The sequence below is a fragment of the Sulfitobacter sp. genome (assembly GCF_041552635.1).
Lineage (GTDB): Bacteria > Pseudomonadota > Alphaproteobacteria > Rhodobacterales > Rhodobacteraceae > Sulfitobacter.
Window position 1 is genome coordinate 1 of the sequence record NZ_JBFEKM010000099.1, and the last position, 15,665, is coordinate 15,665.

The 15,665-nt window shown below is 54.8% G+C and carries 10 protein-coding genes; 8 read left to right on the forward strand and 2 right to left on the reverse strand.

All coding sequences use genetic code 11. The features are described 5' to 3' along the window. From rplL to ABYT07_RS12680, 4 genes are all read left to right on the forward strand, one after another. A partial coding sequence (gene rplL / locus ABYT07_RS12665; RefSeq protein WP_372992136.1) for a 50S ribosomal protein L7/L12 occupies positions 1-330 on the forward strand: 330 nt, incomplete at its 5' end. A 286-nt stretch (positions 331-616) separates the two neighbouring features. Further along, positions 617-4,753, forward strand: a complete 4,137-nt coding sequence (gene rpoB, locus ABYT07_RS12670) for a DNA-directed RNA polymerase subunit beta (RefSeq protein WP_372992137.1) — start codon at positions 617-619, stop codon at positions 4,751-4,753. 94 nt (positions 4,754-4,847) lie between these two features. Further along, on the forward strand, positions 4,848-9,095 hold the full coding sequence (gene rpoC / locus ABYT07_RS12675) for a DNA-directed RNA polymerase subunit beta' (RefSeq protein WP_372992138.1): 4,248 nt from the start codon (positions 4,848-4,850) through the stop codon (positions 9,093-9,095). Between the two features lie 217 nt (positions 9,096-9,312). Next, complete coding sequence (locus tag ABYT07_RS12680; RefSeq protein ID WP_372992139.1) at positions 9,313-10,200, forward strand: DMT family transporter; 888 nt, start codon at positions 9,313-9,315, stop codon at positions 10,198-10,200. Here ABYT07_RS12680 and ABYT07_RS12685 read toward each other — a convergent pair. Together ABYT07_RS12685 and ABYT07_RS12690 are read right to left on the reverse strand one after the other, a co-directional pair. After that, complete coding sequence (locus ABYT07_RS12685; protein WP_372992141.1) at positions 10,181-10,990, reverse strand: glycosyltransferase; 810 nt, start codon at positions 10,988-10,990, stop codon at positions 10,181-10,183. The two genes, ABYT07_RS12680 and ABYT07_RS12685, sit on opposite strands and share 20 nt — an antisense overlap. Then, complete coding sequence (locus tag ABYT07_RS12690; RefSeq protein WP_372992143.1) at positions 10,987-11,799, reverse strand: putative rhamnosyl transferase; 813 nt, start codon at positions 11,797-11,799, stop codon at positions 10,987-10,989. The genes ABYT07_RS12685 and ABYT07_RS12690 overlap by 4 nt, the downstream gene beginning before the upstream one ends. Positions 11,800-12,205: 406 nt before the next feature. Between ABYT07_RS12690 and rpsL the strand changes: the two genes are divergently transcribed. The 4 genes from rpsL to ABYT07_RS12710 all read left to right on the forward strand — a co-directional run. Next, positions 12,206-12,577 (forward strand): 30S ribosomal protein S12, encoded by a 372-nt coding sequence (gene rpsL / locus ABYT07_RS12695; protein ID WP_005849863.1) that lies wholly within the window; start codon positions 12,206-12,208, stop codon positions 12,575-12,577. 164 nt (positions 12,578-12,741) lie between these two features. After that, complete coding sequence (rpsG, locus tag ABYT07_RS12700; protein WP_008224920.1) at positions 12,742-13,212, forward strand: 30S ribosomal protein S7; 471 nt, start codon at positions 12,742-12,744, stop codon at positions 13,210-13,212. A gap of 83 nt (positions 13,213-13,295) precedes the next feature. Further along, on the forward strand, positions 13,296-15,422 hold the full coding sequence (fusA, locus tag ABYT07_RS12705) for an elongation factor G (RefSeq protein ID WP_372992142.1): 2,127 nt from the start codon (positions 13,296-13,298) through the stop codon (positions 15,420-15,422). A gap of 104 nt (positions 15,423-15,526) precedes the next feature. Continuing rightward, positions 15,527-15,665, forward strand: a 139-nt coding sequence (locus ABYT07_RS12710) for a GTP-binding protein (RefSeq protein WP_295512839.1), incomplete at its 3' end; no start/stop codon positions are given.

Sequence of the window (15,665 nt, forward strand, 5' to 3'; positions counted from 1 at the left end):
ACACTGCTTGAAGCACAAGAACTGAAAACCATCCTCAAAGACGAGTATGGCATCGAGCCCGCCGCTGGCGGCGCAGTGATGATGGCTGGCCCTGCCGATGCAGGTGCTGCCGCAGAAGAGAAAACTGAATTCGACGTCGTTCTGAAGAACGCCGGCGCGTCCAAAATCAACGTGATCAAAGAAGTTCGCGGCATCACCGGTCTTGGTCTGAAAGAAGCCAAGGATCTGGTTGAAGCTGGCGGCAAGATCAAAGAAGGCGTCGACAAAGCCGAAGCCGAAGAAGTTATGGCCAAGCTGGTTGCAGCTGGCGCAGAGGTTGAACTGGCGTAAGCCATTCGATCTGGGTTTCGATTTTTTCAAAAAAATCGGGCCGGAATTTTCGAAAGTTCCGGGGCAGCCCATAAAACACAAGGCTGGATGGGGAAATTCCCTGTCCAGCCTGATCTGTTTTGACAAGTATTTCAGATGGAATGCTTCTCTGGATAGGTCCTAAGGGTCGGAAGAAGCACGGTGGGACGTGCCTCAAGAATTGACCAGGATTTACCGCTCTTATGGGCGCGCATCACGGCCCCGGTGATGGCGTGCTCGGCAAGAGATACGAAAGGTGATATGACACATGGCGCAATCCTTCCTTGGCCAGAAACGTCTACGTAAATACTACGGCAAAATCCGCGAAGTTCTGGAGATGCCTAACCTGATCGAGGTCCAGAAATCCTCATACGATCTTTTCCTGCGCTCCGGCGATCAGGACACCCCGACAGATGGTGACGGCATTCAGGGCGTCTTTCAGTCGGTTTTCCCGATCAAGGATTTCAACGAGACTTCCGTCCTCGAGTACGTAAAGTACGAGCTTGAAAAACCGAAATACGATGTTGAAGAATGTCAGCAACGCGACATGACATATGCTGCACCTTTGAAGGTGACGCTGCGTCTGATCGTGTTTGATATCGACGAAGACACAGGCGCGAAGTCTGTTAAGGACATCAAGGAACAAGACGTGTTCATGGGCGATATGCCTTTGATGACACCGAACGGCACATTTGTCGTGAACGGTACTGAACGCGTTATCGTTTCCCAGATGCACCGGTCCCCCGGCGTGTTCTTTGATCATGACAAAGGCAAGACGCACTCTTCGGGCAAGCTGTTGTTTGCCTGCCGGATTATCCCGTACCGCGGGTCCTGGTTGGATTTCGAATTCGACGCCAAGGATATCGTGTTCGCCCGGATCGACCGTCGCCGTAAGTTGCCTGTGACAACGCTGCTGTACGCGCTTGGTCTGGACCAAGAAGCGATCATGGATGCGTATTACAACACTGTGAACTACAAGCTTAAGGCTGGTGAAGGCTGGGTTGCACCATTCTATCCTGACCGTGTGCGGGGCACACGTCCAACCTATGATCTGATCGACGCTGCGACTGGTGAAGTCTTGTTCGAAAAGGGCAAGAAAGTAACACCACGCGCCGTAAAACAGCTTGTTGACGAAGGCAAAGTAACCGAACTGGTTCTGCCGTTTGAGCACATCGCTGGTAAATTTGCTGCACGCGACATCATCAACGAAGAAACCGGCGCGATCTATGTCGAAGCTGGCGACGAGATGACGCTTGAGCATGATAAAGACGGCACGCTTATTGGTGGTACCGCCAAAGAGCTGGTTGATGCTGGCATTACCGAGATCCCACTCTTGGACATCGACAACATCAATGTCGGCCCGTACATGCGCAATACCATGGCGAACGACAAGAACATGAACCGCGACACCGCGCTCATGGATATCTACCGCGTCATGCGCCCAGGCGAGCCGCCCACAGTTGAAGCTGCGTCGAACCTGTTCGACACCTTGTTCTTTGATGGCGAACGCTATGACCTTTCCGCGGTTGGCCGTGTGAAAATGAACATGCGCCTTGCACTCGACAAAGAAGACACACAGCGCACGCTGGACCGCGACGATATCGTGTCCTGTATCAAAGCGTTGGTTGACCTGCGTGATGGCCGTGGCGACATCGACGATATTGACCACCTTGGTAACCGTCGTGTGCGTTCCGTTGGCGAATTGATGGAAAACCAGTACCGCGTTGGTTTGCTGCGTATGGAACGTGCAATCAAAGAACGCATGTCCTCGGTTGAAATCGACACTGTCATGCCGCAAGACCTGATCAACGCCAAGCCAGCAGCCGCTGCGGTGCGTGAGTTCTTCGGCTCCAGCCAGCTGTCCCAGTTTATGGACCAAACCAACCCGCTGTCCGAGGTTACGCACAAGCGTCGCCTTTCAGCGCTTGGACCAGGTGGTCTGACACGCGAACGTGCCGGTTTTGAAGTGCGTGACGTTCACCCGACCCACTATGGCCGGATGTGTCCGATTGAAACGCCTGAAGGTCCGAACATTGGTCTGATCAACTCGCTGGCGACATTCGCACGCGTGAACAAGTATGGCTTTATCGAAACACCGTACCGCAAGGTTTCAAACGGTGTGGTCTCCGATGACGTCCAGTACATGTCCGCGACCGAAGAAATGCGTCACACTGTGGCGCAGGCCAACGCGAACCTTGATGAGAACATGAAGTTCGTCAACGATCTGGTCTCCACACGCAAATCTGGTGACTACACGTTGTCGCCTTCCGAAAGCGTTGACCTGATTGACGTTTCGCCAAAGCAGTTGGTGTCCGTTGCGGCATCGCTGATCCCGTTCTTGGAAAATGACGATGCGAACAGGGCCTTGATGGGCTCGAACATGCAACGTCAGGCTGTTCCACTGCTTCAAGCCGAGGCTCCGCTGGTCGGGACCGGTATCGAAGAAGTTGTGGCACGCGATTCCGGTGCGGCATACATGGCCAAACGTGGCGGTATCATCGACCAAGTCGATGCGTCGCGGATCGTTTTGCGCGCGACCGAAGACCTTGAGCTGGGCGATGCAGGCGTTGACATCTACCGTATGCGCAAGTTCCAGCGTTCCAACCAGAACACCTGTATTAACCAGCGCCCGCTGGTGAAAGTGGGTGACACGGTTGTTAAAGGTCAGGTTATCGCTGACGGTCCATCGACCGACATGGGTGAACTGGCCCTTGGTAAAAACGTGATCGTCGCGTTTATGCCTTGGAACGGCTACAACTACGAAGACTCCATCCTGATCTCAGAACGGGTTTCGCGCGATGACGTGTTCACGTCGATCCACATCGAAGAATTCGAAGTGGCTGCACGCGATACAAAACTTGGGCCAGAGGAAATCACACGCGACATTCCCAACGTTGGTGAAGAAGCGCTGCGTAACCTCGACGAGGCTGGCATCGTGTACATCGGCGCGGATGTTGAACCGGGTGATATTCTGGTCGGCAAGATCACACCAAAGGGCGAAAGCCCGATGACGCCAGAAGAAAAACTGCTGCGCGCCATCTTTGGTGAAAAAGCATCGGACGTCCGCGATACATCGCTGCGTGTGAAGCCGGGCGATTTCGGCACAGTCGTTGAATTCCGCGTCTTTAAACGCCACGGCGTTGAAAAATACGAACGTGCCTTGCAGATCGAGCGTGAAGAGGTTGAACGCCTTGCACGCGACCGTGACGATGAACTTGGGATCTTGGATCGCAACATCTATGCGCGTTTGCACTCGATGATCATTGGCAAGACGGCAGTCAAAGGTCCGAAAGGCATCAAGTCGAACTCTGTGATCACAGACGAATTGCTGGAAACGCTGTCGCGTGGCCAGTGGTGGCAGCTGGCCTTGGCAGACGAAGATGATGCCAAGATCGTCGAAGCCCTGAACGAGCAGTACGAGATCCAGAAGCGGACTTTGGATGCGCGGTTCGAGGATAAAGTCGAAAAAGTACGCCGTGGCGATGATCTGCCCCCGGGCGTGATGAAGATGGTCAAAGTTTTCGTAGCGGTAAAGCGCAAGCTGCAACCGGGCGATAAAATGGCCGGTCGTCACGGCAACAAGGGTGTTATTTCCAAGGTTGTACCGATGGAAGACATGCCATTCCTTGCGGATGGTACGCCAGTTGACTTCTGTTTGAACCCGCTGGGTGTTCCATCGCGTATGAACGTTGGTCAGATCCTTGAAACCCACATGGGTTGGGCTGCACGCGGCTTGGGCATCAACATCGACGAAGCACTTCAGGAATATAAGCGCTCCGGCGATTTGACACCTGTACGTGACGCGATGAGCCACGCCTACGGTGCAGATGTCTACGATGAAGGCATTTCCGGCATGGACGAAGCAACGCTGTTGGAAGCGGCGGGTAACGTAACCCGTGGTGTGCCAATCGCAACGCCCGTCTTTGATGGTGCCAAGGAAGCAGACGTGAATGACAGTTTGACACGGGCCGGGTTCGATACCTCGGGTCAGTCGGTACTGTTTGACGGCCGCACAGGCGAGCAGTTTGCCCGCCCCGTGACCGTTGGCGTCAAATACCTGCTGAAACTGCACCACCTTGTGGATGACAAAATCCACGCGCGTTCCACCGGTCCATACTCGCTGGTCACCCAGCAGCCATTGGGCGGTAAAGCGCAATTCGGTGGTCAGCGCTTTGGGGAGATGGAGGTCTGGGCACTTGAAGCTTACGGCGCTGCTTACACCTTGCAGGAAATGCTGACTGTGAAATCGGACGACGTCGCTGGCCGTACCAAAGTGTACGAGAGCATCGTCAAAGGCGAGGACAACTTCGAAGCCGGTATTCCGGAATCGTTCAACGTTCTTGTCAAAGAAGTCCGTGGCCTTGGCCTGAACATGGAACTCCTGGATGCGGAGGAAGACGAGTAAGGGCGTCGCCGGAATTTTCGAAAATTCCGGCCCGATTTCTGCGAAGAAATCGGGCCCCCTCCCTTCGCTTTCGAGACTAATCGAAGGATTTAAGATGAACCAGGAACTGACAAACAACCCGTTCAACCCCGTCGCGCCGATGAAGACGTTCGACGAGATCAAGGTATCTTTGGCGTCGCCAGAGCGTATCTTGTCGTGGTCGTTCGGTGAGATCAAAAAACCCGAAACCATTAACTACCGTACGTTCAAGCCAGAACGTGACGGCTTGTTCTGTGCGCGTATCTTTGGCCCGATCAAAGACTACGAATGCCTGTGCGGCAAATATAAGCGCATGAAATATCGCGGCGTTGTCTGCGAAAAATGCGGCGTTGAAGTCACACTGCAAAAGGTCCGCCGCGAGCGGATGGGCCACATCGAGCTGGCGTCGCCTGTTGCGCACATCTGGTTCCTCAAGTCGCTTCCGTCGCGGATCGGCCTGATGCTGGATATGACTCTGCGCGATCTGGAACGTGTGCTGTATTTCGAAAACTATGTCGTTATCGAACCCGGCCTGACGGACCTCACCTATGGTCAAATGATGACCGAAGAAGAGTTCATGGACGCGCAAGATGCCTATGGCATGGATGCTTTCACCGCCAATATCGGTGCTGAAGCGATCCGCGAAATGCTGGCGGCGATTGATCTGGAAGCCGAAGCAGACACACTGCGTGCGGATCTGAAAGAAGCCACAGGCGAGTTGAAGCCCAAGAAGATCATCAAGCGTCTGAAAGTCGTTGAATCCTTCCTCGAGTCCGGCAACCGGCCCGAGTGGATGGTCATGACCGTCATTCCGGTGATCCCGCCAGAGCTGCGCCCGCTGGTGCCGCTGGATGGTGGCCGTTTCGCGACGTCTGACTTGAACGACCTGTACCGCCGCGTGATCAACCGGAACAACCGATTGAAGCGCCTGATTGAACTGCGTGCGCCCGACATCATCGTGCGTAACGAAAAGCGTATGTTGCAGGAATCCGTCGATGCGCTGTTCGACAACGGTCGTCGTGGCCGCGTCATCACGGGGGCCAACAAGCGTCCGTTGAAATCGCTGTCCGACATGCTGAAGGGTAAGCAAGGCCGCTTCCGTCAGAACCTTTTGGGTAAGCGCGTCGACTTCTCGGGTCGTTCGGTTATCGTGACCGGTCCAGAACTCAAACTGCACCAGTGCGGTTTGCCGAAAAAGATGGCGTTGGAACTGTTCAAGCCGTTCATCTATTCGCGCCTTGAGGCCAAGGGTCTGTCCAGCACAGTCAAGCAAGCCAAAAAGCTGGTGGAAAAAGAGCGTCCCGAAGTTTGGGACATCTTGGATGAAGTCATCCGCGAACACCCGGTCATGCTGAACCGTGCACCTACCTTGCACCGTCTTGGTATTCAGGCGTTCGAACCGGTTCTGATCGAAGGTAAAGCCATCCAGCTGCACCCGCTGGTCTGTTCCGCCTTTAACGCCGACTTTGACGGCGACCAAATGGCGGTTCACGTGCCGCTGTCGCTTGAAGCCCAGCTTGAAGCGCGCGTTCTGATGATGTCCACGAACAACGTTCTGTCGCCAGCAAACGGCGCGCCGATCATTGTTCCGTCGCAGGATATGATCTTGGGTCTGTATTATACGACGCTCGAACGTGAAGGCATGGTCGGTCAAGACATGGTCTTTGGTTCTGTTGACGAAGTGCAGCAGGCATTGGACGCTGGTGTTGTGCACCTGCATTCCAAAATCAAAGCGCGGATCAAGCAGATCGATGCCGAAGGCAACGAGGTTTACAAGCGTTTCGACACCACACCGGGCCGTATTCGTCTTGGCGCGCTGTTGCCTTTGAATGCAAAAGCGCCGTTTGACTTGGTCAACCGTCTGCTGCGCAAGAAAGAAGTGCAGCAGGTCATCGATACGGTCTACCGTTATTGCGGCCAAAAGGAATCCGTCATCTTCTGTGACCAGATCATGACAATGGGTTTCCGCGAAGCTTTCAAAGCCGGTATTTCGTTCGGTAAGGACGACATGTTGATCCCGGACAGCAAATGGCCACTGGTTGAAGAAACCCGTGATCAGGTGAAAGACTTTGAACAGCAGTACATGGACGGCCTGATCACTCAGGGTGAAAAGTACAACAAAGTCGTCGATGCATGGTCAAAGTGTAACGACAAAGTCACCGATGCGATGATGGGTGCCATCTCGGCCACCACCTACGGCGAGAATGGGTCCGAGAACGAGCCGAACTCGGTCTACATGATGGCGCACTCCGGTGCGCGTGGTTCCGTTACGCAGATGAAACAGCTGGGCGGTATGCGCGGTCTGATGGCGAAGCCGAATGGCGACATCATCGAAACGCCGATCATCTCGAACTTTAAAGAAGGTCTGACCGTTCTGGAGTACTTCAACTCCACCCACGGTGCCCGTAAGGGTCTTTCGGATACAGCTTTGAAAACAGCGAACTCGGGATATCTGACCCGTCGTCTGGTTGACGTGGCGCAGGATTGCATCGTTCGTATGCATGATTGTGGCACCGATATCGCGATCACTGCCGAAGCGGCTGTGAACGACGGTGAAGTCGTTTCGTCGCTGGCAGAACGTCTGCTGGGCCGGGTTGCCGCAGAAGACATTCTGCGTCCGGGCACAGACGAAGTGCTGGTCCCTGCACAGACGATCATCGACGAACGTCTGGCGGATATCGTGGATGAAGCGGTTGTTTTGTCCGCACGCATCCGCAGCCCGCTGACCTGTGAGGCCGAAGAAGGCGTTTGCGCCATGTGCTATGGTCGTGACCTTGCACGCGGTACGCTGGTGAACCAAGGTGAAGCTGTCGGTATTATCGCCGCACAGTCGATCGGTGAACCCGGTACACAGTTGACAATGCGGACCTTCCACATTGGTGGTGTTGCGCAAGGTGGACAGCAGTCCTTCCTTGAGGCATCCCAGCCTGGTAAGGTCGTGTTCGATAACGCGATGACCCTTGAGAACGCCGCAGGCGAAATCATGGTGATGGGCCGGAACATGAAGCTGTCGATCGTTGATGAAAACGGTGACGAACGTGCCAGCCACAAAGTCGGCTACGGTACCAAACTTTTCGTTAAGGAAGGTCAGTCGATCTTGCGCGGCGACAAGCTGTTTGAATGGGATCCGTACACATTGCCAATCATCGCCGAAAAGTCCGGTATGACCAAATTCGTCGACCTTGTGTCGGGGATCGCGGTCAAGGACGAGACGGATGATGCGACAGGTATGACTCAGAAGATCGTGATTGACTGGCGCGCTGCCCCCAAAGGCAACGAACTGAAGCCTGAAGTCATGATCTTGGATGCCGATGGCGAACCGGTCCGCAACGACGCGGGCAACCCGGTGACCTACCCAATGTCCGTTGATGCCGTTCTGTCCGTTGAGGACCAGACCGAAATCAAGGCTGGTGACATCGTTGCGCGTATCCCGCGTGAAGGTGCCAAGACCAAGGACATTACCGGTGGTCTGCCCCGTGTGGCCGAACTCTTTGAGGCACGTCGCCCCAAGGATCACGCCATCATCGCCGAAATCGACGGCTATGTACGCTACGGCAAGGACTACAAAAACAAGCGTCGCATTTCGATCGAGTCTTCCGAAGATCCGGATTACAAGGTCGAATACATGGTGCCTAAGGGCAAGCACATTCCCGTTGCGGAAGGTGACTTTGTCCAAAAGGGCGATTACATCATGGATGGCAACCCGGCACCGCACGACATTCTTGCGATCATGGGTGTAGAGGCCTTGGCCGACTACATGATCGACGAGGTGCAGGATGTGTACCGTCTGCAAGGCGTTAAGATCAACGATAAGCACATCGAAGTTATCGTGCGTCAGATGTTGCAAAAGTGGGAAGTCCAGGACAGCGGCGACACCACGCTGCTGAAAGGCGAACACGTCGATAAGCAAGAGTTTGACCAAGCCTGCGAAAAGGCGATTTCCAAGGGTGGCCGTCCGGCAACGGGCGAACCGATCCTCTTGGGTATCACCAAGGCAAGCTTGCAAACCCGCAGCTTTATCTCGGCGGCATCGTTCCAGGAAACCACACGCGTGCTGACCGAAGCATCGGTTCAGGGCAAGCGCGACAAGCTGGTCGGTCTGAAGGAAAACGTTATCGTTGGCCGTCTGATCCCAGCCGGTACCGGTGGGGCGACGCAACAGATGCGCAAGGTTGCGTTTGATCGTGACAATGTGGTCATCGAAGCCCGTCGCGAAGAGGCCGAGATTGCTGCCCGTTTGGCTGCACCAGCGGTCACCGCCGATGATACTGTTGGTGGCGATGTGTTCAAAACCGTCTCTGATGACGACGAGAGCCGCAGCTGATCATTGATCTGACCTGAAAATCAAAGCCCCCGTCAAGTGATTGGCGGGGGCTTTTTCGTTCCGTGGCGGTGCGCCAACCTGTCGAGCTTCTGATGAATTGAATTTCAGCCCGTGAACGGCTGCATAGGGAAATCCTGCGAAACGTCAGGATTGGGTGGTGCTTAGCGCGGCTTTGGGGCAATAGTCCGTGCAATTGCATTCAAATGAAAGCCTATCCATGTCGCCAAACCTGATCGGAGCACTATTTATGGTCGGCTCCATGGCGGCATTCACGCTGAATGATACGATGACAAAAACGACTGGCGGCGCTGTGCCGCTGTTTCAATTGTTGTTTTTGCGTGGGCTGATCTCCATTTCGCTGATCATGCTGCTTTGGGGGCGGCTTGGCCCGATGCATCTCAGGCTTAGCCGTCGCGACTGGAAGTTGGTTGGTATCCGGTCGGGTTCCGAAGTTGCGGCCAGTTTTTTCTTTGTTACCGCACTGTTCAACATGCCGCTGGCTAATCTTAGCGCCATTCTACAGTCGCTGCCGTTGACGGTCACTTTGGGGGCGGCGTTATTTTACCGCGAACCCGTCGGTTGGAAACGGTTTTCAGCAATCCTTGTGGGATTCATGGGGGTGATGTTGATCGTGAAGCCCGGAACTGACGGGTTTAACGTCTGGTCGGTTTACGCACTGATTGCGGTGATGTTCGTCACGATTCGTGATCTTAGCACACGGCGGCTGTCCAAGGCCGTGCCGTCCATGACAGTGACCTTTGCCGCAGTGCTGTCGGTCACTGTTTTCTCCGCGTTCGCACAGCTGGCGACACCCTGGGCCCCCGTTTCGGCACCTCATTGGCAGGCAATAGCGGCGGCGGCCGTTTTTGTGCTGATGGGCTATTATTTCAGCGTACAGACCATGCGGACGGGGGATGTGTCGTTTATTGCGCCCTTCCGGTATACTGGTTTGATATGGGCATTGATCTTGGGGTGGTTCGTCTTTGGGGATTGGCCGCTGCCCTCGACCTTGATCGGCGCGGCGATAGTTGCGGCAACGGGGCTGTTCACGCTTTACCGGGAACGCAAACTCTCACGGCGCGAGGTCATCGTCGCGAAAATATAGCGCGCACGCTGGCATCGTCGACGCCAAATGTAGCTCGGATATGGACGGCCTGTTCGAAGGTCATCGCTTTGTAGTCGAACACGTTCTTTTTGCCCTTCAAGCGGCTGTCGTTAAAGTCGTTGTGCCCTCGCATCATCATATCTTCGCCAGTAAAGGTCATGGTCGGCATCGTCTTCCACAGGTTCTGATGACCGTGGTTCATGATTGTATCATCTGACCCCGCGCCCACGATCATGCCAAGGGCGATTGCTGAATAGGGATAGTGATAGGGCCACAGTTTAACGCCCTCGGCCCCGGCAGTGTAGACATAGCCTTGGTTGAAATCGACCGCCACTGACGGGTGGCGCGCTGATATTGGGGCAAGGTCGTGGGCCGTCTGTTTGAACCTCTCAACAAAACTCAGGGCCATCGCGTCGTCATCATCCAGCCGAAACTGGAGGCAAGGCGTATCGGCCGCGCCGCGCCAGTCCTTGATGGCTTTGCTCATCACTCGGCGGTGGGGGCCAGGTGGGTATTGCCTGATCTCGCAATTCGGAATGTGCCTAGTCAGCGCGCGAAGGCGGTCCAGATGTTGCGCGGGAAATCCGATGCCCGTCACGATCAAAAAAGTGAAATCAGAATCAGTCTGTCCGACGACGCTCGGCAAGGTGATCGCTTCAAGCAGGCGGAACCGTTCCTCGATCCTGTCCGTTCCGTAGAGAAAGGTTTCAAGTGCTGCAAAATCATCATGACCGACTTTGAACCCGCCTTCGCCTGCGTAGGAAAAGCGGCACAGGCCGACGGTCCTCATGGCGCACCTTCGCGGGTGAACATCTGGCGAACTGCGTCGGCGTCAATGGCAAAACGGGTCCGGAACATGGTTTCGCCCTCGGGTGTAAGCGGGGTCACGTCAGCGGGCCTTTCGCCCTTTTGCCGGCTGTCATTTGACGCGTTGTGCCCGCGCACAAACATATGTTTGGTGTCAAAAGATACGGTCGGCATAAATCGGTTAATCTTGTTATGCGCATAGTTCATAATCGTCAGCGGGCAGCGGGGGCGCACATACATACCAAGTGCTGCGACATCAAAGGGGCGAAAGACCTCGGTTGCGGCGATGCCGTTGGGACCGTATTCAGCGATCAAACCGCGGTTCCAGTCAAAAGCGATGGTACGGTGTTGCTGGGTCAGGGCAAAGCAATCATCGCTTGCAGCGCGCAGACGTTCGACGAAATCGACCGCAACCGCGTCATCATCGTCAAACCGGAATTGCAAACAGGGCAGGTGCCGATTGCGTGCGCTGTTGAGGATTTCTTTCATCACCTCGCGGTGCTGGCGTGGCGGTTCGCTTCGGATACGGGCTTGGGGGAGCGCAGCAAGGATATCGCGCAGACGGTCCAGATGCCGCTGGGGCAAGGTATCGCCGATCACAACGATCAGTTCGAAATCCGGATCGGTTTGAGCCTTAAGGCACGGCAAGGCGACAGTTTCAAACAATCGAAAGCGTTCCTCAAGGCGTGCATCATTATAGAGATAAGCCATGCGCTCCTCGATCGTGTCATGGCCAACCTGAAACCCGCCAAGGGCAGGGTAAGAAAAGCGGCAGAGACCGATAACTTGCATATGAATGAAGCCCTTGAAGTCGCAGGTGAACGGATCAAATATGACCGGCAGGGCGTTGACATTGCAAGTCGCAATTCCCCCGATCCGCGTATCGATGCGCATTCGCCTTGGTCCTGTTGACAGCAGGCGCACAACTGCCTATACGCCCCTTATCTCGGACGTGGGGGTCGCCCTGCAATGCCGAAATCATAACTCTAGTGGTCACGATCCGGTCTAATGCTGACTCGATCCTCTGTTACCCCACCGCCTCGTTTTCCTCGGTACGGAAACGCTGCGGTGATTTTGCTTTGCGCAAGGTGCGTGGAACAGAAACAGCTTTGCGGACGCGTGAAGGGGCCGAAATTTAACCGCACTGGGGTTCGCCCCGCTGCACCACTTATGTGAGCTAAACGGGGATAATACCGGAATGCCAACGATCCAGCAGCTGATCCGCAAACCGCGCCAGCCTAAAATCAAACGTTCGAAATCCATGCACCTGCAGGAGTGCCCGCAAAAGCGCGGCGTTTGTACACGTGTTTATACAACAACACCTAAAAAGCCGAACTCGGCCATGCGTAAGGTCGCAAAAGTGCGCCTGACCAACGGTTTCGAAGTCATCAGCTATATCCCAGGTGAATCGCACAACCTTCAGGAGCACTCTGTTGTTCTGATTCGCGGCGGTCGCGTAAAAGACCTTCCCGGTGTGCGTTACCACATCCTGCGCGGTGTTCTGGATACCCAGGGCGTTAAAGACCGTAAGCAGCGTCGCTCCAAGTATGGTGCAAAGAAGCCAAAATAATTTGGGTGGGCATTGGGCGCTGGTTGAACCACGCCCGATGTTGTCCAGCATACTTTCCCCTCGGGGGTTGAGCTGGGGTTTAAGTTGATAATGCAGCGCTGGTGCAAGACGCATCAGACACATGTCAAACGACAGCCTCGGCGCGAGATAATTAGGAGCCTTAAATGTCACGTCGTCACGCCGCTGAAAAACGCGAAGTCCTGCCAGATGCCAAGTATGGCGATCTGGTCCTTACAAAGTTCATGAACAACCTGATGATCGACGGCAAAAAGTCGGTCGCAGAGCGTATCGTTTACAACGCAATGACCCGCGTTGAAGACAAGATCAAACGCGCGCCCATCGAAGTTTTCCACGAAGCGCTTGATAACATCAAGCCATCCGTCGAAGTACGTTCGCGCCGCGTTGGTGGTGCAACCTATCAGGTGCCCGTCGAAGTTCGCCCCGAGCGTCGCGAAGCACTGGCGATTCGCTGGTTGATCAAAGCGTCGCGTTCGCGCAACGAAAACACCATGGAAGAGCGCCTTGCAGGCGAGCTGATGGATGCTGTTCAGTCCCGCGGCACTGCTGTGAAAAAGCGCGAAGATACGCACAAAATGGCCGACGCCAACAAAGCGTTCAGCCACTACCGCTGGTAATTCGGGCGGCATAAATCGCCCCCGTCGCGTCCCATCATGGGGCGCGATTTATCCGTTTCAGATATATTCGAGGAAGCAGCCCCATGGCACGCGACTATCCGCTAAACCGCTACCGTAACTTCGGCATCATGGCCCACATCGATGCAGGTAAAACTACCTGTTCCGAGCGCATCCTGTTTTACACGGGCAAATCCCACAACATCGGTGAGGTGCATGATGGTGCCGCAACGATGGACTGGATGGAGCAGGAGCAGGAGCGCGGCATTACGATTACCTCCGCTGCGACCACAACTTTCTGGCAGCGCCAGGAACTGCCCGACGCCGATGCGACATCCGACACCAAGTACCGGATGAACATCATCGACACGCCCGGCCACGTTGACTTCACCATCGAAGTCGAACGTTCCTTGGCTGTTCTGGATGGCGCGGTTGCTGTTCTTGACGCCAACGCCGGTGTTGAGCCGCAGACCGAAACCGTTTGGCGTCAGGCCGATCGTTACAAGGTTCCGCGGATCGTTTTCGTGAACAAGATGGACAAAATCGGCGCTGATTTCTTCAACTGTGTGAAGATGATCAAAGACCGTACCGGCGCGACACCTGCACCGATCCAAATTCCAATCGGTGCAGAAACCGAACTGGAAGGCATGATCGATCTGGTCACCATGAAAGAATGGGTCTGGGCCGGTGAAGATCTGGGCGCAAGCTGGGAACAGCGCGAAATCCGCGCCGACCTGAAAGATTTGGCCGACGAATGGCGCGCTCACCTGATCGAGACTGCGGTCGAGATGGACGATGACGCGATGGAAAACTACCTGATGGACGGCGCAGAGCCTGACGAAGCGACGCTTCGCAGCCTGATCCGCAAGGGTACATTGGCCATCAAGTTTATCCCCGTTCTGTGTGGCTCTGCCTTTAAGAACAAGGGTGTTCAGCCGTTGCTCAACGCTGTTATCGACTATCTTCCATCCCCGATGGACGTTGTTGATTACATGGGCTTTAAACCCGGCGATGAAACAGAAACACGCAACATCCCGCGCCGTGCGGATGATGATATGGCGTTCTCTGGCCTTGCATTCAAAATCATGAACGACCCTTTCGTGGGTTCGTTGACCTTCACACGCATCTACTCCGGCAAGTTGAACAAGGGTGACACGCTCTTGAACTCGACCAAAGGCAAGAAAGAGCGCGTTGGTCGTATGATGATGATGCACTCGAACGATCGTGAAGAAATTCAGGAAGCGTTCGCGGGCGACATCATTGCGCTGGCAGGTCTGAAAGATACCACAACTGGTGACACGCTGTGTTCCGTCGCGGATCCGGTTGTTCTTGAAACAATGACCTTCCCCGATCCGGTGATCGAAATCGCGGTTGAACCTAAGACAAAAGCGGACCAAGAAAAAATGTCCGCCGGTCTCGCGCGTCTTGCTGCCGAAGATCCATCCTTCCGCGTTGAAACGGATATCGAATCCGGTCAGACCATCATGAAGGGCATGGGCGAACTTCACCTCGACATCTTGGTTGACCGTCTGAAGCGGGAATTCAAAGTTGAGGCGAACATCGGTGCACCGCAAGTTGCATACCGTGAAACGATCTCTCGTGAAGCTGAAGTGGTTTACACGCACAAGAAGCAATCTGGTGGTTCTGGCCAGTTCGCCGAAGTGAAAATGATCCTGATGCCAACCGAGCCGGGCGAAGGTTATTCCTTTGAATCCCGCGTTGTTGGTGGTTCGGTGCCTAAGGAATACATCCCAGGTGTTGAAAAGGGTATCCGGTCGGTGATGGACTCCGGTCCTTTGGCGGGCTTCCCTGTCATCGACTTCAAGGTTGCCTTGATCGAAGGTAAATACCACGATGTTGACTCCAGTGTTCTGGCGTTCGAAATCGCTGCCCGCATGGGTATGCGCGAAGGCATGAAGAAAGCTGGCGCGAAACTGCTCGAGCCGATCATGAAAGTCGAAGTTGTCACACCTGAGGATTACACAGGCGGCATCATTGGCGATCTTACATCGCGTCGCGGTCAGGTTCAGGGACAGGATACACGTGGCAACGCCATCGCGATTGACGCGCAGGTGCCACTGGCCAACATGTTCGGCTACATCAACACTCTGCGGTCGATGTCTTCGGGTCGTGCGAACTTCACAATGCAGTTCTCGCATTACGAAGCCGTGCCACAGAACATCTCGGACGAGATTCAGGCCAAATTCGCGTAACTTGCGAAAACAAATAACTGGGACGGCGGGGAAAACCCCGCCCTACCCAATCTGTAGGGTGGGTTCTAAACTCACCGCCCAAATTGAAAATCAAGGAGGCCACCATGGCTAAGGCAAAGTTTGAACGTAATAAACCACACGTTAACATCGGCACGATCGGTCACGTTGACCACGGCAAGACGACGTTGACAGCTGCGATCACCAAGTATTTTGGCGATTTCAAAGCGTATGACCAGATTGACG

Excerpts from the sequence above, each read along its gene's own strand:
- ABYT07_RS12680 (WP_372992139.1), top strand. The coding sequence starts at position 9,313 with ATGTCGCCAAACCTGATCGGAGCACTATTTATGGTCGGCTCCATGGCG.
- rpsG (WP_008224920.1), top strand. The coding sequence starts at position 12,742 with ATGTCACGTCGTCACGCCGCTGAAAAACGCGAAGTCCTGCCAGATGCC.
- ABYT07_RS12685 (WP_372992141.1), bottom strand. The coding sequence starts at position 10,990 with ATGAGGACCGTCGGCCTGTGCCGCTTTTCCTACGCAGGCGAAGGCGGG.
- rpoB (WP_372992137.1), top strand. The coding sequence starts at position 617 with ATGGCGCAATCCTTCCTTGGCCAGAAACGTCTACGTAAATACTACGGC.
- ABYT07_RS12690 (WP_372992143.1), bottom strand. The coding sequence starts at position 11,799 with ATGCAAGTTATCGGTCTCTGCCGCTTTTCTTACCCTGCCCTTGGCGGG.
- rpoC (WP_372992138.1), top strand. The coding sequence starts at position 4,848 with ATGAACCAGGAACTGACAAACAACCCGTTCAACCCCGTCGCGCCGATG.
- fusA (WP_372992142.1), top strand. The coding sequence starts at position 13,296 with ATGGCACGCGACTATCCGCTAAACCGCTACCGTAACTTCGGCATCATG.
- rpsL (WP_005849863.1), top strand. The coding sequence starts at position 12,206 with ATGCCAACGATCCAGCAGCTGATCCGCAAACCGCGCCAGCCTAAAATC.